This is a genomic window from Embleya sp. NPDC056575 (assembly GCF_042793325.1).
Taxonomy (GTDB): domain Bacteria; phylum Actinomycetota; class Actinomycetes; order Streptomycetales; family Streptomycetaceae; genus Embleya.
Genome location: NZ_JBHTVA010000027.1, coordinates 1 through 18,236, shown reverse-complemented (window position 1 = coordinate 18,236; position 18,236 = coordinate 1). Strand labels below are relative to the sequence as shown.

At 72.7% G+C, this 18,236-nt stretch carries 21 protein-coding genes; 12 read left to right on the top strand and 9 right to left on the bottom strand.

Annotation, left to right across the window (positions count from 1 at the left end; genetic code table 11):
- Nucleotides 1-69: 69 nt before the first annotated feature.
- Nucleotides 70-711 (top strand): uridine kinase, encoded by a 642-nt coding sequence (locus tag ACFRCG_RS22075; protein WP_380033874.1) that lies wholly within the window; start codon nt 70-72, stop codon nt 709-711.
- A gap of 18 nt (nt 712-729) precedes the next feature.
- On the opposite strand, the gene ACFRCG_RS22070 is transcribed toward ACFRCG_RS22075, so the two are convergent.
- Together ACFRCG_RS22070 and ACFRCG_RS22065 are read right to left on the bottom strand one after the other, a co-directional pair.
- Entirely contained in the window at nt 730-1,563 is an 834-nt protein-coding gene (locus ACFRCG_RS22070; protein WP_380033872.1) for an aldo/keto reductase, read from the bottom strand.
- Between the two features lie 68 nt (nt 1,564-1,631).
- Nucleotides 1,632-2,903, bottom strand: a complete 1,272-nt coding sequence (locus ACFRCG_RS22065) for an MFS transporter (RefSeq protein ID WP_380033870.1) — start codon at nt 2,901-2,903, stop codon at nt 1,632-1,634.
- Between the two features lie 151 nt (nt 2,904-3,054).
- Here ACFRCG_RS22065 and ACFRCG_RS22060 point away from each other — a divergent pair, with 151 nt between their 5' ends.
- Entirely contained in the window at nt 3,055-3,501 is a 447-nt protein-coding gene (locus ACFRCG_RS22060; RefSeq protein WP_380033868.1) for a MarR family winged helix-turn-helix transcriptional regulator, read from the top strand.
- A 93-nt stretch (nt 3,502-3,594) separates the two neighbouring features.
- Here the strand turns inward: ACFRCG_RS22060 and ACFRCG_RS22055 are convergent, their stop codons facing one another.
- On the bottom strand, nt 3,595-4,644 hold the full coding sequence (locus tag ACFRCG_RS22055) for a lactonase family protein (protein WP_380033866.1): 1,050 nt from the start codon (nt 4,642-4,644) through the stop codon (nt 3,595-3,597).
- A gap of 178 nt (nt 4,645-4,822) precedes the next feature.
- Nucleotides 4,823-5,479: a TetR/AcrR family transcriptional regulator gene (locus ACFRCG_RS22050; protein ID WP_380033864.1), complete on the bottom strand. Its 657-nt coding sequence runs from the start codon at nt 5,477-5,479 to the stop codon at nt 4,823-4,825.
- A gap of 79 nt (nt 5,480-5,558) precedes the next feature.
- Here ACFRCG_RS22050 and ACFRCG_RS22045 point away from each other — a divergent pair, with 79 nt between their 5' ends.
- Complete coding sequence (locus tag ACFRCG_RS22045) at nt 5,559-6,344, top strand: ABC transporter ATP-binding protein (protein ID WP_380033862.1); 786 nt, start codon at nt 5,559-5,561, stop codon at nt 6,342-6,344.
- A gap of 15 nt (nt 6,345-6,359) precedes the next feature.
- Complete coding sequence (locus tag ACFRCG_RS22040; protein WP_380033860.1) at nt 6,360-7,130, top strand: ABC transporter permease; 771 nt, start codon at nt 6,360-6,362, stop codon at nt 7,128-7,130.
- A gap of 42 nt (nt 7,131-7,172) precedes the next feature.
- Here ACFRCG_RS22040 and ACFRCG_RS22035 read toward each other — a convergent pair whose 3' ends face one another.
- The gene (locus ACFRCG_RS22035) at nt 7,173-8,150 is read right to left on the bottom strand and encodes a helix-turn-helix transcriptional regulator (protein WP_380033858.1); all 978 of its coding nucleotides are present in this window, start codon (nt 8,148-8,150) and stop codon (nt 7,173-7,175) included.
- A gap of 172 nt (nt 8,151-8,322) precedes the next feature.
- Here ACFRCG_RS22035 and ACFRCG_RS22030 point away from each other — a divergent pair, with 172 nt between their 5' ends.
- Nucleotides 8,323-8,556, top strand: a complete 234-nt coding sequence (locus tag ACFRCG_RS22030; RefSeq protein WP_380033857.1) for a hypothetical protein — start codon at nt 8,323-8,325, stop codon at nt 8,554-8,556.
- A gap of 91 nt (nt 8,557-8,647) precedes the next feature.
- Here ACFRCG_RS22030 and ACFRCG_RS22025 read toward each other — a convergent pair whose 3' ends face one another.
- On the bottom strand, nt 8,648-9,385 hold the full coding sequence (locus ACFRCG_RS22025; protein ID WP_380033856.1) for a DedA family protein: 738 nt from the start codon (nt 9,383-9,385) through the stop codon (nt 8,648-8,650).
- 157 nt (nt 9,386-9,542) lie between these two features.
- On the opposite strand from ACFRCG_RS22025, the gene ACFRCG_RS22020 reads away from it, so the two are divergent.
- Nucleotides 9,543-10,016, top strand: a complete 474-nt coding sequence (locus tag ACFRCG_RS22020) for a GNAT family N-acetyltransferase (RefSeq protein WP_380033854.1) — start codon at nt 9,543-9,545, stop codon at nt 10,014-10,016.
- A 171-nt stretch (nt 10,017-10,187) separates the two neighbouring features.
- Here ACFRCG_RS22020 and ACFRCG_RS22015 read toward each other — a convergent pair whose 3' ends face one another.
- On the bottom strand, nt 10,188-10,592 hold the full coding sequence (locus ACFRCG_RS22015) for a PPOX class F420-dependent oxidoreductase (RefSeq protein WP_380033852.1): 405 nt from the start codon (nt 10,590-10,592) through the stop codon (nt 10,188-10,190).
- 114 nt (nt 10,593-10,706) lie between these two features.
- Here ACFRCG_RS22015 and ACFRCG_RS22010 point away from each other — a divergent pair, with 114 nt between their 5' ends.
- Nucleotides 10,707-11,222: a GNAT family N-acetyltransferase gene (locus ACFRCG_RS22010; protein ID WP_380033850.1), complete on the top strand. Its 516-nt coding sequence runs from the start codon at nt 10,707-10,709 to the stop codon at nt 11,220-11,222.
- Here ACFRCG_RS22010 and ACFRCG_RS22005 read toward each other — a convergent pair.
- Nucleotides 11,206-11,877: an SDR family oxidoreductase gene (locus ACFRCG_RS22005; RefSeq protein WP_380033848.1), complete on the bottom strand. Its 672-nt coding sequence runs from the start codon at nt 11,875-11,877 to the stop codon at nt 11,206-11,208. The two genes, ACFRCG_RS22010 and ACFRCG_RS22005, sit on opposite strands and share 17 nt — an antisense overlap.
- A 182-nt stretch (nt 11,878-12,059) precedes the next feature.
- On the opposite strand from ACFRCG_RS22005, the gene ACFRCG_RS22000 reads away from it, so the two are divergent.
- Together ACFRCG_RS22000 and ACFRCG_RS21995 are read left to right on the top strand one after the other, a co-directional pair.
- The gene (locus ACFRCG_RS22000) at nt 12,060-12,611 is read left to right on the top strand and encodes a GNAT family N-acetyltransferase (RefSeq protein WP_380033847.1); all 552 of its coding nucleotides are present in this window, start codon (nt 12,060-12,062) and stop codon (nt 12,609-12,611) included.
- A 179-nt stretch (nt 12,612-12,790) separates the two neighbouring features.
- Nucleotides 12,791-14,113 carry a hypothetical protein gene (locus ACFRCG_RS21995; protein WP_380033845.1) on the top strand — a complete coding sequence of 441 codons (1,323 nt, stop codon included), beginning with the start codon at nt 12,791-12,793 and terminating at the stop codon, nt 14,111-14,113.
- Nucleotides 14,114-14,144: 31 nt separating this feature from the next.
- Here ACFRCG_RS21995 and ACFRCG_RS21990 read toward each other — a convergent pair whose 3' ends face one another.
- A complete protein-coding gene (locus ACFRCG_RS21990; RefSeq protein WP_380033843.1) occupies nt 14,145-15,467 on the bottom strand; it encodes a bifunctional folylpolyglutamate synthase/dihydrofolate synthase in 1,323 nt (440 codons plus the stop codon).
- 997 nt (nt 15,468-16,464) lie between these two features.
- On the opposite strand from ACFRCG_RS21990, the gene ACFRCG_RS21985 reads away from it, so the two are divergent.
- From ACFRCG_RS21985 to ACFRCG_RS21975, 3 genes are read left to right on the top strand one after another with little or no spacing between them, the layout of a single operon-like run.
- Complete coding sequence (locus ACFRCG_RS21985) at nt 16,465-16,713, top strand: hypothetical protein (protein WP_380033841.1); 249 nt, start codon at nt 16,465-16,467, stop codon at nt 16,711-16,713.
- On the top strand, nt 16,710-17,606 hold the full coding sequence (locus ACFRCG_RS21980; protein WP_380033839.1) for a polyprenol monophosphomannose synthase: 897 nt from the start codon (nt 16,710-16,712) through the stop codon (nt 17,604-17,606). Before ACFRCG_RS21985 ends, ACFRCG_RS21980 begins: the two co-directional genes overlap by 4 nt.
- 4 nt (nt 17,607-17,610) lie before the next feature.
- Complete coding sequence (locus tag ACFRCG_RS21975) at nt 17,611-18,171, top strand: FxsA family protein (RefSeq protein ID WP_380033837.1); 561 nt, start codon at nt 17,611-17,613, stop codon at nt 18,169-18,171.
- Nucleotides 18,172-18,236 lie beyond the last annotated feature (65 nt).

The following is an 18,236-nucleotide window of genomic DNA, read 5'->3' as shown; positions in this document are numbered from 1 at the left end:
CATCCGTTGGATCGGCGCGGTCGACAATGGCCCCATGACCACACCGAACGCACCCCGCCCGGCGCGCCGATGGTGAACGTACGACCGATCACCCCGACCGCCCTGGTGGACGAGTTGGTCGAGGCGATCGCCCGGCGCGCCGCCGACCGGCCGTGGACCCGGGTGGCCCTGGACGGCGCGGACGCCGCCGAACCGGGCGCGCTCGCCGACGCGTTGGTGGCGCCGCTGCGCCTGCGCGGGCATCCGGTGTTGCGGGTGCGGGCCCGCGACTTCCTGCGGCCGGCGTCGGTGCGCCTGGAGTACGGGCACACCGACGCCGAGTCGTACCTGTGGGGCTGGCTGGACGACGCCGGGCTGCGCCGCGAGGTGTTGGAACCGCTGGCGGCCGGCGGCACCGGGCGGGTGTTGCCGAGCCTGTGGGACGCGGCCCGGGACCGGGCCACCCGCGCCGACTACACCGTGTTGCCCGAGGGCGGGGTACTGCTCCTGGACGGGCCGCTGCTGCTCGGCAAGGGCCTGCCGCTGGAGCTGACGGTGCATCTGTGGTTGTCCCCGGGGGCGCTGCGCCGGCGCACCCCCGCCGAGGACGCCTGGACCATCGAGGCACTGACCCGCTACGCCGAGGAGATCGTGCCCACGACCGAGGCAGACCTGACCGTGCGCTACGACCATCCCGCGCATCCGGCGCTGGTCGAGCCGCGACGCCGCTGACCGTCGGCGCGGTCGGCCTCAGTCGACCTCGTCCGGGTCCGGGCCGAGCCGCTCGCCCCGGTCGAGCCGGCCGATCGCGTCCAGTTCGGCCGCGTCCAGGTCGAAGTCGAACACCTCGAAGTTCTCCCGGATCCGTGCGGGCGTGACCGACTTGGGGATGACGATGTTCCCCAGGTGCAGGTGCCAGCGCAGCACCACCTGGGCGGGCGATTTGCCGTGCGCGCGAGCCGCCTCGGTGATCACCGGGTCCGCCAGCAGCGCGCCGCCCTTGCCCAGCGGACTCCACGCCTCGGTCGCGATCTCGTGTGCCCGGTCGTACGCGCGGACCCGGCCCTGCTGGAGGTAGGGGTGCAGTTCGACCTGGTTGACCGAGGGCACCACGGCGGTGTGGTCGAGCAGTCGGGTCAGGTGCTCGGGTTGGAAGTTGGACACCCCGATCGTGCGCACCCGGCCGTCCGCGAGCAGCTTCTCGAACGCGCGCCAGGTGTCCAGGTAGCTGTCCCGGCTCGCCGCCGGCCAGTGGATCAGGTACATGTCCACGTAGTCCAGGCCGAGCAGCCGCGCGCTCTCCTCGAACGCGGCGAGCGTCGAGTCGTAACCCTGTTCGGTGTTCCACAACTTGGTGGTGACGAACAGCTCCTCGCGCGGGACGGAGGAGGCGGCCAGGGCCCGGCCGACACCCGCCTCGTTGCCGTAGATCGCGGCGGTGTCGATGCTGCGGTAACCCACCTCGATGGCGTTTGTCACGGCGGCGGTGGCCTCGTCGTCGCCGACCTGGAAGACCCCGAAGCCGAGCTGCGGGATGGTGACGCCGTTGTTGAGGGTGACGTCGGGTACGGGGGTGGAACTCATGATGGAAACGGTCCTTCGTGGTGGGGGGTGGGGATGGGGGCTGGATGGGGGATGGGAGGGGCTCGCGGTCAGCCGGGAAGCCCGACGGGCCGAGGGGTCGCCGACTCCGGCACGCCGGAGTCACCCTGCCCGCTCTGCCCGCCGGCGGCCTCGGCCACACCGGGGAGGTGTCCGGCGACCGTGCGCGAACGGGTGGGCGTACGCCGTTCCAGTGCCCGGGCCGACACCGCCAGGGCCAGTGCGCCGAGCGCCAGCCCGGCGCCGACCCAGTTCGCCGACGCGTAGCCGTGGCCGGCGTCGATCACCAGGCCGCCCAGCCACGCAGCGATCGCGTTGCCGAGGTTGAACGCGCCGATGTTGACCGCGGAGGCCAGGGTCGGCGCGCCGGCGGCGTTGTCCATCACCCGCTTTTGCAGCGACGGCACGGTGGCGAAGCCGAGCGCGCCGATCAGGAACAGGGTGAGCACGGATCCGACCCGGTCGTGCGCCGTCACGGTGAACAGCGCCAGGACGCCGGCGAGCGCGATCAACGAGCCGAACAGCAGCGACATCGGGTGCCGGTCGGCCAGCCGGCCGCCGACCGCGTTGCCGACCAGCATGCCCAGGCCCACCACCACCAGCAGCCAGGTGACGGCGCCCTCGGAGAAGCCCGCGACGTCGGTCATCATCGGCTTGACGTAGGTGAGCGCGGCGAAGACCCCGCCGAAGCCGAGCACGGTCATCCCCATCGCGAGCAGCACCTGGACGTTGCGGAACACCGCGAGTTCGTGCCGTAGGTGGACACCCTCGGGCCGGGGCTGTTCGGGTACCAGGCGGGCGATGCCCACGGCGCCGAGCACGCCGACCGCGGCGACCAGGAGGAAGGTCAGCCGCCAGCTCACCGACTGCCCGATCAGCGTGCCCAGCGGCACGCCCACCACGTTGGCCAACGTCAGGCCGGTGAACATGGTGGACAGCGCCGCCGCCTTGCGGTCCGGCGCGACCAGGTCGGCGGCGACCACGGAGCCGATGCCGAAGAACGCGCCATGGGTGAAGGACGCGACCACCCGGCCGAGCAGGATCATCCCGAAGGCCGGGGCGAGCGCGGTCAGCACGTTGCCGAGCACGAACAGGCCCATCAGCAGGATCAGCATGCGTTTGCGGGAGACCCGGGTGCCCAGGACGGTCATCAACGGGGCACCGAGGAGTACGCCGATCGCGTATCCGCTGACCAGGAGGCCCGCGGTGGTGATCGAGACCTCGAACGTGCCGGCGACCTCGGGCAACAGGCCCAGGATGACGAACTCGGTGGTTCCGATGCCGAAGGCTCCGATGGCCAGGGCCAACAGTGCGAGAGGCACGACGTACCCCTTTCCGGGGAGAGCGTGTGGGGACGGTCGGCGGGGAAAGGCCCGCGAAACCTTGCAGAGACGACTTGCAAGCGTAAACAATAATTGCAGACGCTACTCAATGCAAACGCGGGCTATTTCGATTCGGAGGTATCCTCGGGCCATGGGACAACAGAGGCAGGCGATCCAACCGAGGCCGGCGCAGGGCTGGTGCGCGCTGGCCGCGCTGCACAATCGACTCGAGGCGCACATCGAGCGCGCGCTGCAGAGCGAACACGACCTGAGCGTGCGGGAGTTCTCGGTCCTGGACGTGCTCGACCGGCAGGACGGCTTCCACCTGCGGATGAACGAACTCTCGGACGCGGTGGTACTGAGCCAGAGCGCGACCACGCGCCTGGTCACCCGGCTGGAGGAGCGCGGCCTGCTCTCGCGCTATCTGTGCGACACCGACCGTCGGGGCATCTACACCGAGGTCACCACCGCGGGCTGCACACTGCTCTCCGCCGCCCGCCCCACCCACGACCGCGCCCTGCGCGAAGCCCTCGCCAAGGCCGAGGAGCACACCGAACTGGCCCCGCTGGTCGACGCGGTCAAGTCGCTCGGCGCGTAGGGAACACACCCCGGCCCGCAACCGAGGGCGCGCCGGGCCCGACGCCGGACGGATCGAGGCGACCCGTCCGGCGGGCAGGCGAACCGGGAGCGACTAGGCGAGCACGCCGGTCGGACTTCCGGTCGCGAGCGCGACGCCGAGGGCGGTGAGCCGGCCCGTGCCCGGGTCGCAGCGGAACGCGGTGATCGTGTCGCCGCGCTGGTTCGCCGCGTACAACACGTCGCCGACCAGGGTCAGGTCACGCGGCCAGGCCCCGCCCGTCGGGATCTCCTCGACCAGGGACAACTCCGGGCCGTCGACGGCGAGCACCGAGATCGTGTCCGGCCCCCGGTTGGCCGCGTACACGAAGCGCCCGTCCGCCGAGGCCACGATCCCCGACGGCGCACCCTCGCCGCCGGACAACACGAACGGCTTGCCCGCCACGGCCAGCGCCCCCGTACGCGGATCGCCGCGCAGCGGGGTGACCGTCGTGTTCAACTCCCCCGCCAGCCAGGCCAGGTCCTTCGGCCCGTACGCGATGTGCCGAGGTCCGGTCCCCGGCGGCAGGGTCACCTTCGGCCCCTCGGCGATGGTCCCCGCCTCGGCGTCGAAGTTCAGGTGGTACACGGTGTCCGAACCCAGGTCGCACACCACCAGCCACCCGCCGCCGGCGGCGAACGTCACCTGGTGCGCGTGCGAGGCCGCCTGCCGGTCCGCCACCGGCCCGGACCCGGTCAGCCGGACGTGCGTGGCGGCCTCGCCGAGCGTGCCGTCGTCGGCGATCGGATGCACGGTCACACTGCCGCCGCCGTAGTTGGCCACCACCACGAACCGCCCCGTGGGGTCGGCCGCCAGATGACACGGTCCCGCGCCGAGCGTGGAGACCTCGCCCAGCGGCACGAGCCGTTCGTCCTGCACCGAGTAAGCGCCGACCGCGCCCTCGCCGGCCCGCTCGCTGACCGCGTACAGGAAGCGGCCCGAGGGGTGCCGGGTCAGATACGACGGCGAGATCGCGGGAATGGCCGCGGACGGTGTACCGAGCAGTCCGCTCTCCGGGTCCTGCCGGCACACGGTGATGCCGGTGCCGTGCCCGTCCATGTCGGGGGTGTACGAGCCCACGTACACCAGCGGCCCGCGTCGGTCGGAAGCATTTGGTGAGGTCACACGGTTCTCCTGTGGTCCGGCCGGTGGCGGCCGATCATCGGTCGACTCCTGATCCATCGGCCGAGCTGGCGACGCCGACCACGCAGATCATCGCGGATCGAACGCGCCGCCGCGGCCGATGTCATGCTCCTCCCCGACCCCACCGCCGGCACACCCCCGCCGCGGCGCCGGAGCCGGCTCACTCGGATCCGCGAACCGCGTAGCCCAGCACCTCGGCGCTCAACAACGTTTCGACCGCGTCCAGTTGCTCCAGCGCGCGGTCGGCCGTCTCGTCCGGATCGACGCCGTCGGCCAGGCGGCGGCCGATCCCTCGGAAGACGGCCTGCTGGATTCCGGCGAGTTGGCCGGCGATCAACTCCGGTACCGGATCCGTGGGCGCGACCCCGGCCTCCTCGGCGAGGGTCCGCGCCAGCGCGTCGGCGCCGGCCTGCTGCATCCGCCACAGCCTGCCCACCAGCACCGGCGATTCCAGCATCACCCGCGCCCACCGCTCGTAGCCCGGAAACAGCCCGGCGTAGGGCGAGCGCTCCTCCACGTCCCGGCGCAGCACCGCCAGCACCGCGCGCGTGGCCGACTCGCCCACCGCGCGCTCGCGCACGATCCGGGACAGGCGGTCCACCAGTTCCGACTCGCGGTCGAAGAACAGGTCCTCCTTGGCCGGGAAGTAGTTGTACACGGTGTTCACCGAGACCTCGGCCAGTTCGGCGATCTGCGCGACGGTGACCGCGTCGAACCCGCGTTCCATGAACAACCCGGTCGCGATGTCCGAGATGTGCGTCCGGGTGCGGCGCTTCTTGCGCTCACGCAGACCCTCGGCGGGTTCGGTCTCCGTCATGTCGCCATTGTAGTCATCTTGGGGGTTCTTAAATTTTGGGGTCGTTGCAAAAATTAAGCGACTGTGTTTCGGTGGTCCCATGACACCGGTCATCCACACCGCCGGGCTCGCCCGGACCTTCCAGACAAAGCGCGGCACGGTCGAGGCCGTCCGCGGCATCGACCTGACCGTCCCCGCCGGCGAGATCCTGGGATTCCTCGGGCCCAACGGCGCCGGCAAGACCACCACGCTGCGCATGCTCACCACGCTGCTCGCCCCCACCGGCGGCAGCGCCTCGGTGGCCGGTCACGACCTGCTGCGCGATCCGGCGGGCGTACGCCGACGGATCGGCTACGTCGCCCAGTCCGGCGGCCTCGACCCGGGCGTGTCCATGCGCGAGGAACTCACCACCCAGGCGCGCCTGTACCGCCTCGACCGGGCCGCCGCCCGGGTGCGCACCGCCGAACTGGCCGCCGCGCTGGACCTGGCCGACCTCCTGGACCGCCCGTGCGCCGCGCTCTCCGGCGGCCAGCGCCGCCGGCTCGACATCGCGATGGGCCTGCTCCACCGCCCCGAGGTGCTGTTCCTGGACGAGCCGACCACCGGCCTGGACCCGGGCAGCCGGGTCGACCTGTGGGACCTGGTCCGACGGATCCGCGACGAGTGGGGCACCACGGTCTTCCTGACCACGCACTACCTCGACGAGGCGGACGCGCTCGCCGACCGCCTCGTGGTCGTCGACCACGGCCGGGTCGTCGCCGAGGGCACCGCACGCGCGCTCAAGACCGAGTACGCCGGCTCCCCCGACGCCTCGCTCCAGGACGCCTTCATCGCCATCACCGGCCGGCGCGCCCCCGCGCCCGCCGAGACCCCGATCGCCGTCTGACCCGCCGAGGTGACCATGTCCACGCCATCCGCGCCGGCCGCGTTCCTGGCCGACACACTGCTGATCTTCGGCCGCCATCTGCGCCAGACCCTGGCCGCCCGGGTCGGGTTGGTGTTCGGGCTGCTCCAACCCCTGCTGTTCCTGGTCCTGTTCGGACCGCTCCTGCGCGAGGTCCCACTCGGCGGGAAAGGCGACTCCTGGCAGACCCTCGTCCCCGGCCTGCTGGTGCAACTCGGGCTGTTCAGCGCAGCGTTCGCCGGTTTCGGCATCCTGATCGAAAAGCAGCAGGGCATCCTGGAGCGGATGCGGGTGACCCCGGTGAGCCGCGTGGCGCTGCTGCTCGGGCGGGTGCTCAAGGACATCGTGCAACTGCTGGTCCAGTCGCTGCTGCTGGTCCTGGTCGGGGTGGCCTTCGGGCTGCGCGCGCCGATCCTCGGGATGCTGGTCGGATTCGGCTTCGTCGCGCTGATGACCGCGTCGATCGCGTCGCTGTCCTACGCGTTGGCCATGCGGGTGGACAGCCCGCAGGAGTTCGCCCCGGTGGTCAACTCGGTCAACCTGCCGGTGATGCTGCTGTCCGGGATCCTGCTGCCGATGTCGCTGGCCCCGGACTGGCTGGACGGGCTCTCCCGGGCCAATCCGCTGCGGTACGTGGTCCTGGCGGTGCGCTCGGCGTTCGTCGGGGACTACGGGGGCACGGTCGGCACGGGGGCACTGGCGGCGCTGGGCCTGACCGCGGTGTCGGTCCCGGTGGCGGTACGGCTGTTCCGCAAGGCGGGGGCGTAGCGGTCGGCCGGTCCGGGGGCCTCGGCGGCGCGGCGCGGGTGCCTACCCGTACCGCGCCGCCGTCGCGCGTGCGCCGGCGGCGATCGCGGCGCGCAGCTCGGGCGGGCCCAGGACTTCCACCTCCGGCCCCAGTCGCAGCAGTTCGGCCACCCCCACCTCGATCGTCTCGACCGGGAGCCGGGCCCGCACCCGACCGTCGGCCAGCGGCTCCCCCACGCTCGCCTCCACGACCTCGGCGACGTGCGCGCCGAACAGGGTCCGCACCAACCCCCGCGCGCCCTCGGTCAACAACACCTCGGCGTCGATCGGGCGCAACCGCTCGGCGAACTCCCGCGACGAGTCCTCCCAGTAGGCCGCCAGATCGAAGTCCGGATCACGCTCGAACACCTCGCCGAGCACGTGCAACTCCTCGATCCGCACCACCCGATAGGTGCGGTCGCGGCGCTCCCCCGTCCCGACCGAGCGCGCCACCAGGTACCACTGTCCCGCCTTGAGCACGAGCCCGTACGGTTCCAGCTCGCGGGTGACCCGGCCGGCCCAGCGCCGGTAGTGCACCCGGATCCGCCGGTCGGTCCACACCGCGCCCGCGATCCGGGACAGCTCGGGCGAGCGGTCCGCCTCCCGGTACCACCCCGGCGCGTCCAGGTGGAAGCGCGGTCGGGCCCGCTCGACGCGCTCGCGCAGTTCGGCGGGCAGTCCGGCCCGGACCTTGAGCTGCGCGGAGGCGACCACCGCGCCCAGACCCAGTTCCGCCGCCGGACCCGGCAGCCCGGCCAGGGACAGTGCGTGGGCCTCGTCGTCGGTGAGCCCGTTGATCCGGGTCCGAAAGCCCTCCAGGAGCCGATAGCCGCCCGCGGGACCGCGCTCGGCAAGGACCGGCACCCCGGCCGCCGCCAGCGCCTCCACGTCCCGGTAGACGGTCCGGACGGACACCTCCAACTGCTCGGCCAACTCGGTCGCGGTCACGAGCCCCCGGTTCTGCAGGGTCAGCAGGATGGTCAACAACCGACTCGCACGCATGGTCGCAATTGTGGCGGAGCGGACCCCGGCGGCGCCGAACGGGTGAAATGCCCGGCCGAACCGGTGCTCTCGGCTTCGGGATCCTCGATCGTGCGCCGTTCGTTGATCGAATATCGAGTGGACTCCGCACGACTGTGATCTCGGGGCCGGAACGAAACGGAGAACGGGCGCCATGAGCGGCTTCCTCGACAAGGCCAAAAAGATGGCCGAGGACACGATGAACACCGGCAAGCAGAAGGTCGAAGAGGTCCAGGTCGGCCGGGACGCGTCGGCACTGCTGAAGAAGTTGGGCGCCGCGTACTGGAGGGAGCAGCGCGGCGGCGGCTCGCACGAGGAGGTCACCAGGGCCCTGGCGGCGCTCGACGAGCACGTGGCCAAGCACGGCGACGCGGCGCTGCACGGCTGAACCGCCGCCTCGACCGGGGCCCGGGCACAACGAAGGGGGCCGGGTCCACGACCCCGCCCCCGCTTTTCCGTCGCGTATGCCCGCCGGCCGATCAGGCGACGCTGTCCTCCCGGGTCGCCGACGTGGCCCCCGCGAAGTCGCGGCGCGCGTCACCCGACGCGGCGTCGGCGGTGGGGTCCGCGAACGCCGAGGAGCCGTCCTCCTCGGCCTTGCGGCGCCGCCGGCGCCGAATGAAGGTGACGGTCCCGGCGACGATCCCGATCGCCACGATCGCGGCCCCTATCCAACCGGGCACGCTCGCCGCCGACGGGTACGCGCTGCCCGCGAGCCGGCCCAACATGATCGAGCCCGGCACCCAGACCACGATGCCGACCGCGTTCCACGGGGCGAACCGTCGATAGGGCATCCCCGCCGCCCCGGCCAGTCGCGGCAGCAGCGTGCGGGCGAAGGCGACCCAACGACCCAGCATCACCGTCACGCCGCCCGCACCCCGCCCGCGGGTGAACATCTCCTCCGCCCGTTCCCATCGATGCTCACCCACCCTGCGCCCGATGCGCCCGGTTCGTATGCGTTCGCTGCGATGTCTGCCGGAGAGGTAACCGAGAGTGTCCCCGGCGAGCGCGGCCGAGGTCGCGATGATCAGTACCGGCACCAGTGCCAGGTGTCCGGTCGAGGTGAGCAGTCCACCGAGCAGGAGCACCGGTTCCGCGGGGGCGAAGACGCCGAGCAGCAGACCCGTCTCGATGATGGCGACCAGTGCGATCACGACATAGGCGTATAGCGGCGGGAGATCTCCCAGCCGGTCCACCCACTCGTGCACGGCATCCACGTGGAACCTCCCCGTTAGGCCGCTTGCCATGTGGCCTGACAAGCATCCGCCTCCAATGGTGTCAACGGATCCTGCGCGCGGCCGAATTCCCGCCTACTCCCCTGGCGGTATGGACCTGACAAAAGTCATCCGGTCCCGCGCGTCTACGTTGGGCACCATGAACGACATCCAAATCCGGCCGGCGAACCGCGACGACCTGGCCGCAATAGTCGGCCTCCTGGTGGACGACACCCTGGGCTCGGGGCGCGACTCGCAGGAGGACATGACCCCCTACCTGGCCGCCTTCGACCGCCTGTCGGCCGACCCGAACCAGGAGGTGGTGGTGATGACCCGCCCGGACCCGGAAACCGGCGCCCCGAAGGTGATCGGCACCCTACAACTCACCATCGTCCCGGGCCTGTCCCAACGCGGCACGACCAGGGCCCTGGTGGAGGCGGTCCGCATCCACAGCACCGAACGCGGCAACGGCCTCGGCACGACCCTGATGCACTGGACCATCCAGCGCGCCCGAGAACGAGGCGCCACCCTGATCCAACTGACCTCCAACAACACCCGAGAAAACGCCCACCGCTTCTACCGAACCCTGGGCTTCACAGACTCCCACGTAGGCTTCAAACTCCCCCTGCGATAACCACCACCCAAAACCAGGCACCCGACCCCACCCAGCAGCCCTGCCGGCGCCTGAGGCCGGTTGGCCCGGCCGGCGCCTGAGGCCACCCAGCCCGGCCGGCGCCTGAGGCCAAGGCCGCCGCACGGCCCGAGTGCGCTCGAGGCCGATCCGGGTGCCATCAGCCTCGGGCGCCTACCCGCGCCCCCCGAGCACAACTCGCACACCCACCGTCCCCGCAACCCCCCGCCGCACCCGGCTCCCGAGCAGCGTCACCCACCCCACCACGCCGAACTTGCGCCGAATCAACCCCCGATACCGCTCCGTCCCGGCCGCGTCCAACAACGACGCGGTCCCCGGCACCGCCTCCCCCCGCACGCGCCCCCGCGCATCACACTCGGCGACCGTGACCCGCCCGCTGTTACGGATCCGCTTCACCTTCCCTGACGACCGCGCCGTCCACACCCCGAGCGCATCGCCGTCGCGGAATACCCACACCGGCGTGCCCACCGCCCGCCCGTCCCGGCGAAACGTGGTCAGCAGGACGTATTTGCCCGCCGTGAGTCGATCCAGATCCTCGGGCGTCCCGGGCGAAGTCATGCGCGCGAGTCTAGGGCGCACACGCGGCGCGGAGGCGGCGCACACGAAGCCGTAGCCAAGATCGTCCGCCGCCCGACCTGCCCGGCGCGCCGCCGCGGATGGGACGATGATCCGATGTCGCGCACATCGGAGGAAACCCGCGTCCAGGTCCGCCCCGCCGTCGAGGCGGACGGGACCAGTCTTGCCGAGATAGACCACCTCACGTGGTCCCCCGACGTCACGCCCGCCCCCCGCTGGGCGGTCGACAAGGTCTTCTTCCGCGACGCCGACCACGTGCGCGACACCCTCGTCGCCCACGAGGACGACCTCGTCGTCGGCTATCTGCAACTCGAACGCTCGACCCTGTGCCCGGCCTCCGGCCACGTGCAGATCATCAACGGCCTCGCGGTACACCCCGACCACCAGGGCCGCCGGATCGGCCGACTGCTGCTGACCGCGGCCGAGGCCGAGGCGCGCCGGCGCGGCGCCCGCCGCATCACCCTGCGGGTGCTCGGCGGCAACGCGTCCGCGCGCGCCCTGTACGCGGCCTGCGGCTATCGCATCGAGGGCGTCCTGGAGGGCGAGTTCCTGCTCGCCGGGCGTTATGTCGACGACGTGCTGATGGCGCTCGACCTCACGAACGGGGCCTAGCCGCCGCGTACTTGACCGCCTCGGCGACCGGCACGTCGCCGCCGACCGCCTCGAGCGTGCGGCCGATCGTCCCGGACTCGGCGATCAGTTCCGCCAGGATCGCCGCCACGTCGTCGCGACGGATCGCGCCGCCGCCCTCGCGTTCGGACAGCGCGATCAGTCCGGTGCCCGGGTCGTCGGTGAGCCGGCCCGGGCGCAGGATGGTCAGGTCCAGCGCGCCGCGCGAGCGCAGGTCCTCGTCGGCCTCGCCCTTGGCGGTCAGGTAGAGCGCGAAGTCCGGGTCGGTGTCGGGCGGCGGCGCGGTCGAGGCGCCCATCGACGAGACGATCACGTAGCGCCGCACCCCCGCGTCCTCGGCCGCGTCCGCCAGCAGGACCGCACCGCCGTAGTCGACGGTCATGGTGCGCTCGCGGGTGCTGCCCGGGCCCGCGCCGGCCGCGAACACCACCGCGTCGGCGCCCGCCAGGTGCTCGGCGACCTCCTCGACCGGGGCCCGCTCCAGATCGCACACGACGGGCTCGGCACCGGCCGCGACCAGGTCGTTCGCGTGATCGGGGTTGCGAATGAACCCGACCACCGTGTGTCCGCGATCGGCGAGCAGGCGCTCCAGCCGAAGGGCGATCTTTCCGTGTCCACCCGCGATGACAATGCGCATGTATGACACGGTAAATTCACAAACCGGGACATTCACCACCGTCGACCCGCGACACGTCCAGGTTCCACTGATCGGCCGCGCCCCGGGCCCGCACCCCCGCCCACGCGCCTCCCGCACACTCGCGCCCGCACCGAACCACCCTCGCCCGGCACCGCTCCCACCCACCCCTACAGTCACATGCCATGACAATCACCCCGGGCCCGACCATCGACACCGACCTCACGCACACCCGCGACCTGCTCTTCGCGTACTACAACGCGACCGCCGAGGAGGTCGGCCACGCCGGCTGGGCGTCCCCCGACCTGCTGCCCGAGTGGTGCCGCACCGATCACGACGACCCGGCCGACTACTACGCGCATCCCGGCGCCTACTTCACCGCGCACCTGGCCGGCCGGCCCGCGGGCGGCGTCGGTGTACATCTGCTCGACCCGGGGACGGCGGAGGTCAAGCGCCTGTACGTGCTCCCGCACGCCCGGGGCCACGGCACGGCCCGGGCGCTGATGACCCGCCTGCACGCACACGCCCGCGCCGTCGGCGCCGACCGCTGCGTCCTGGACTGCCTTCCGCAGCGCACCGGCGCGATCGCCCTGTACGAAGCCCTCGGCTACCGGCCCATCCCGCCGTATCGGGAGTACACCGCCCACGCACCGCTGTCCTGCTTCGAACTCCGCCTCGACGCGAACCGATCACCACAGCGCAAGGGCGCGGCCGGCGGCCGGCGAGGCTCATGGTGAACCCGACTTCAGGTCGACGCTCGCCGACTGCCGAAGTCGCCCATGATCCCCCATTTGCCGTAACCTGCCACGTCGCTTCCCCGCACGATCGGGCGGATTTCGCCCTTTGACCTCCCCCGCGCCCCGCAGCCGTTCTATCGTCGCCCCGTTCGGTGTCACCCGTACGGAAGGGGCCGGTCGTGACCCGAGGAGGCATCGGTGCGGCGCGCGTCGGCAAGGCACTGGGGCTCGTCCCCCGCCAGGTCCGCCTCGCCGCCCGAACAGGACTGCTGGCCCAGCACCAGGACGGCACCTTCGACGCGGACGCCGTCGCCCGCGCCGCCGCCGACCCGGGCCCCTTCCTCACCGCCCTGCAACGCGAGGAACCGCTGACCGCCACCGAGGCCGCGCACCGCCTCGGCATCAGCCGCGAGCGCTTCCGCCGGGTCGCCCGGGCCGCCGGGCTGGCGGTCGTCGACCGGGTGCGGGTCTCGCGCTACGGCCGCGACCTGGAGGTGCGCTACTACCGCACGGCCGACGTGGACACCCTGCACCCGCACATCGCCGCCGACCGCGAACTGCGCGAGGCGGCCCGTACCGTGTCCCGCTCGCTGGCCGCAGCCAAGGCCGCCGCCACCCGCGCGCACAACCGCGAACGGGCGCACAACGCGCGCCACTACCTGGCCACGCTGGCCCCCGACCGGCTGACCGACCCGGCCGACGTGATCGCCTACGCCTGCGCGCTGGCCCGCCTGCACGGCACCGCGCCCGCCCGGCTGCGCCGCTTCATGGCCGACCCGCGCGTACGCGACATCGCCGAGATCGCCGACCAGTGCCGCTACAAACCGGACGAGATCGCGGACCTGCTCACCGCCTCCGCCCCGCGCGCGATCGCCGCGCTGCGCGCCCTCGCCCGGCCGCACCGGATCTGGGCCACGCTCGGCGTGCCCGCCGAGGACATCGCCCACCGGGTGCCCTCGATCGACCACCACATCAGCGTCGACCTGCTGCACGAACTGGCCACCGACCCCCCGCGCTGGCTGCTCGAACTGCACGCCGACCGCGAACTCGAACACGCCTCCGCGGCGGTCACCCGCTGGTTGGACCGGGAGTGGCACGCCCAGCAGCGGCGCGCCGAGGCGGTATGTCGCGCGGCCGAGGCGGTGATCGACCAGCTCGCCGACGACGCGGTCGCCGAACTGTTCGCGCTGCCGGTGGAGGTGGTCGTGCAACTGCGCCCGCGCAGCAACAAGTGGACGACCGCGTACGTCGAGGAGCTGCTGCACACCCGGCCGCTCTGGTTGCGCAGCCCGGCCCTGGCCCATGCCGAGATCGCCCGCCGCACCGCCGCCCGCACACGCCGCGAGGCGGCCCGCACCCAGCGCCGCCTCAACTGGCGCCGCACCTGGGCGAAGGCCCTGTCCGTCCCCCTGGACACCGTGCCCGACACGGTCGAACGCCCCACGCCCGCGGCACTGCGCACCGCGCAAACCGACCCCCCGCCCTGGGCCCGCCCCCACTGACCGACCCGAGAACCGAGCCGGCCGTGGCGGTTCAGGCAGGGGCCAGGCCCAGCGCGGTGCGGGCCTCGCCGACCAGTTTGTGCGAGCCCAGGACCACCACCAGGCCGCCCTCCCCGGCCAGTCTCCCGGCGCGGCCCAGCGCCGCCGTCACATCCGGCTCGACGCAGTCGGAGCGCGCCGCCCCGGCCGCCGTGCGCAACGCGAACAGCGCCGCCGGGTCGGCCGCGTCGCCGGAGCCGCTCCGGGTCATCACCACGGGCCAATCGACCGGCAGCGCGGCCAACATCCGCGCCGCGGGCTTCTCCCGCATGACGCCGAAGACGACCACCGGCGGCACCCGATCCGCGGCGCGCGCGTGCCGGGCGATCTCCGGCGCGACGGTGGCCAGCCCCTGGACGTTGGTCGCCCCGTCCAGCAACACCCGTCCCGACCACCGCCCCACGCGCGCCGACGCGACCAGTTCGAGCCGTCCGGGCCAGCGGGTCGTGGCCAGCCCCGCCCGCAGGCGCTCGTCGCGGTACGCGGGCACATGGCCGCGCTGTACGAGCGCGTCCACGCCGGCCACCGCGAGGGCGAGGTTGTCGTACTGGTGCACGCCCGGCAACGTGCACACCAGGTCGCGATGCACCCCCAGGGGCGTTCGTACGTCGAGGAGCGGCGCGCCGCCCGGGCCGCCGTCCCGCGCCTCGACCAGGATCTCCCGCCCCAGCCGCCACACGGTCAGCCCCGCGTGCCCCGCCAACACCTCCTCGGCCGCCGCGGCCGCCTCCGCCGACAGGCGGCCGAGCAGCACGTGATCCCCGTCCACGGTCGCGCCGACCTTGGCCCGGGCGATCTCCGCCTCGCTCGCGCCCAGCCGCTCGGTGTGGTCCAGGCCGACCCCGGTGAGCACCTTCACGTCGAGCCCGAACCTGCGCACCACCGTGCGCTGCCCGCCGATGTTGGCCTCGGCCGCGACCAGTTCGACCCCCACCCGCCGAAAGTGCGCCGCCGCCGCGGCCGCGTGCAACGACGAGGCGTTGTAGGCCAGTGCGGTCGCCCGGATCGCGTCCATCGCCTCCGTACAGGCCGCCGCGTACTCCTCCTCCGACACCGGCACCCCGTCGACCCGGATCCGCTCGCGCGGCTCCTGCAGATGCGGACTCGGCATGCTCCCCACCCGCAGCCCCATCCCGTTCAACGCCGCGACCGCGAACGCGCACGTGGACCCCTTGCCGTTGGTCCCCACCACCTGCATCCCCCGCAGCGCCCGCTCCGGATGCCCCAACGCCGCCAACAGCTCCGGAAAATGCCGCCCGTTCCCCCGCACGCGGTGATACTCCTCGACCACGTGCACACACTCGCGATAGTCCATGACCCTCGATCGTGTCACCCCGAGCCACCTCTCGGCCACCCACCGTCGCGACCTCCCGGCGACCCGCAACAGCCGGGCCCCGTCCGAGAATCGCCGATGGCCTCGCGGTGCGCGGCACCCGCCGCCGCGCGCTCGTGGAGTGGTGTCGGGTGAGCGGCCGACCGGGCGGCCGCGACTCGATCCCGGCACTTTCGGGGCTCCTCCTCGGTGTGGCGACGGAGGGAGGCCGCTCGCGTGGTGGGGCCTGGTACGTGTACAACTCCTACAGCACCCCCGTACGGCCCGCGCGCACGACACGCCGGGACTCCGGACGAGCACGGTGCGGCGCGTCGAAGCGGTGTCGTCGGCGGGGCGAAATGGTGCGACGCGACCCATTGGGGGAACGATTGCGCCACCCGGCGGGCGCACACCACCCACACCCGTGCCGCACCACCCCGGGGTCTGACCTGCACCGATACCACGTTTGCCCAGGTCAGTGCATTGTTGACACCGCGCCCGCATCGCCCAGTACGTTCGACCCGGTCCACCGCAGGACGACCGGCAGGAGAACACCCTCCCCGAGCACGCGCACGTCTCCGGGCCACAGGTGGCACAGCCACCGGGCGCCAGGTCCGGAACCGACGTGACACGCGCCCGGGAGGCCGCCCCACGCGGCCACGAACGGCAGAGCGGCACCCGTGCAGCCGCCCCGCCGGACGCGAGCACACCCCACGCCGGAAGGTGAGACCGCGGCAGAGCCCGGTCGCCCAGTAGACAACGACCACCGCGACCGACAGCCAGCCGGTCCGGGGCCGGCCCGAAGGGCGACCGGGTTCCCGCTGCCATCCACCCCGCGCCGTCGAGCCGCCCGTGCCGTCGAGCGGGCCACGGGTCTGTCCCAGGGCGAAACCGAATGGCCGGCTCGTCCGTTGTACCGTCACTGCATCACCCGCCCGGCGCACCACCGTGTCGAGCGCGACCGCAGCGATCCACGACGACCCGGCGAGGGGGCCACACGGTGCCGCAGTTCGACCGCGACGCGGCGCCCCGCGCCGGCCACGCGGTCGGCCGCACCCTCGCGTTCCGCCCGCGTACCCCGCTTCCCGCCGCCGCGCCGCGCACCGGGCGCACCCGCGCCGGCCGGCTCGGTTCGGCTCCCGAGGCGATCCTGACTATCGTCGGACACCGCGCCCGCGCCGACGCCGGACCCGGAGCCCACACCATCGACAACGCCATCGAAGCCAACGCCATCAAGGAGATGATGTGACCGACCGCGAGCAGACCAGCTTCGCCGATCTCGGCAAGGTGCTCGTCATCATCCCCACCTACAACGAATCGGAGAACATCGAGCCGATCGTTGCGCGCCTGCGCGCCGCGGTGCCCGACGTCGACGTGCTCATCGCCGACGACAACAGCCCCGACGGCACCGGCGACATCGCCGACACCCTCGCCGAGCACGACCCGCACGTCCAGGTCATGCACCGCGCGGGCAAGGAGGGGTTGGGCGCCGCCTACATCGCCGGCTTCCGCTGGGGCATCGATCGCGGTTACGACGTCCTGGTGGAGATGGACGCCGACGGGTCGCACCAGCCCGAGCAGCTGCCCCGACTGCTCGAAGCGGTCCGGGACGCGGACCTGGTGCTCGGCTCGCGCTGGGTGCCCGGCGGCGGCGCGGTCAACTGGCCCGGCCACCGCAAGCTCATCTCCCGGGGCGGCAGCACCTACTCGCGGCTGATGCTCGGCGTCGACATCCACGACGTCACCGGCGGCTTCCGGGCGTTTCGCCGGGACACCCTGCTGGGCATCGGTCTGGACGAAGTCGCCTCGCAGGGCTACTGCTTCCAGGTCGACCTGGCCTGGCGCGCGATCCGCAAGGGCTTTCGCGTCCTGGAGGTGCCGATCACCTTCATCGAGCGCGAACGCGGCAACAGCAAGATGAGCAACACCATCGTCGCCGAGGCGCTGTGGCGGGTCACCGCGTGGGGCGTCGGCCGCCGGGTCGGCAAGTACGCCGACGAGCCGACCCCGGAACCCGCCCCGAGCAAGGCCGCCGATCGGATCCCGGACGCCGCCTCCGTGCCGGCCCCCGCCGTCCCGACCGACGCCGAAGCCGCCAGTACCTCCGGCGCCACCACCGGTGCCACCCCGCCGAGGACGTGATCTCGTGAGTACCCCGCTGCGCCGAGCGGTCAAGCTCCTGCCGATCGTCGCCCTGCCGCTGGCCGAGATCTACGTGATCGCCCTGGTGGGCGGCGCCATCGGCGCGGGCGAGACCTTCCTGCTGATCCTGGCCGGCATCGCGGTGGGTTCGCTGGTGATCCGGTACGAGGGCCGCCGGGTGCTGAACCGGCTGCGCGCGCTGGGCGAACGGGCGCAGCGCGAGGGCCAGTCCGACCCGGCCGTGATCGCGGCCCAGGGCAAGGAGGCGACCAAGGCCGCCGCCGACGCCGGTGTGGTCATCCTGGGCGGCGTGCTGCTGATCATCCCCGGCTTCATCAGCGACGCGCTGGGGCTGCTGTGCGTGCTGCCGTTCACCCGGCCGCTGGTCCGCCGGCTGATCGGCACCGTGGTGGCGGCGAAGGTGGCGAGCAGCACCCGGTTGAGCGGCATGACCCGGGACGCCCGGATCCATCGTCCCGACGGCAAGATCATCCAGGGCGAGGTGATCGATCCGGACCCGCGGCGGGACGACGAACCACCACCGCCGCCGCGCCCGCTGCCCTGAGCGTGCCAGCACGACGCCCGGGGCGCCACGACCGTGAAGGTCGTCGGCGCCCCGGGCGTCGGTGC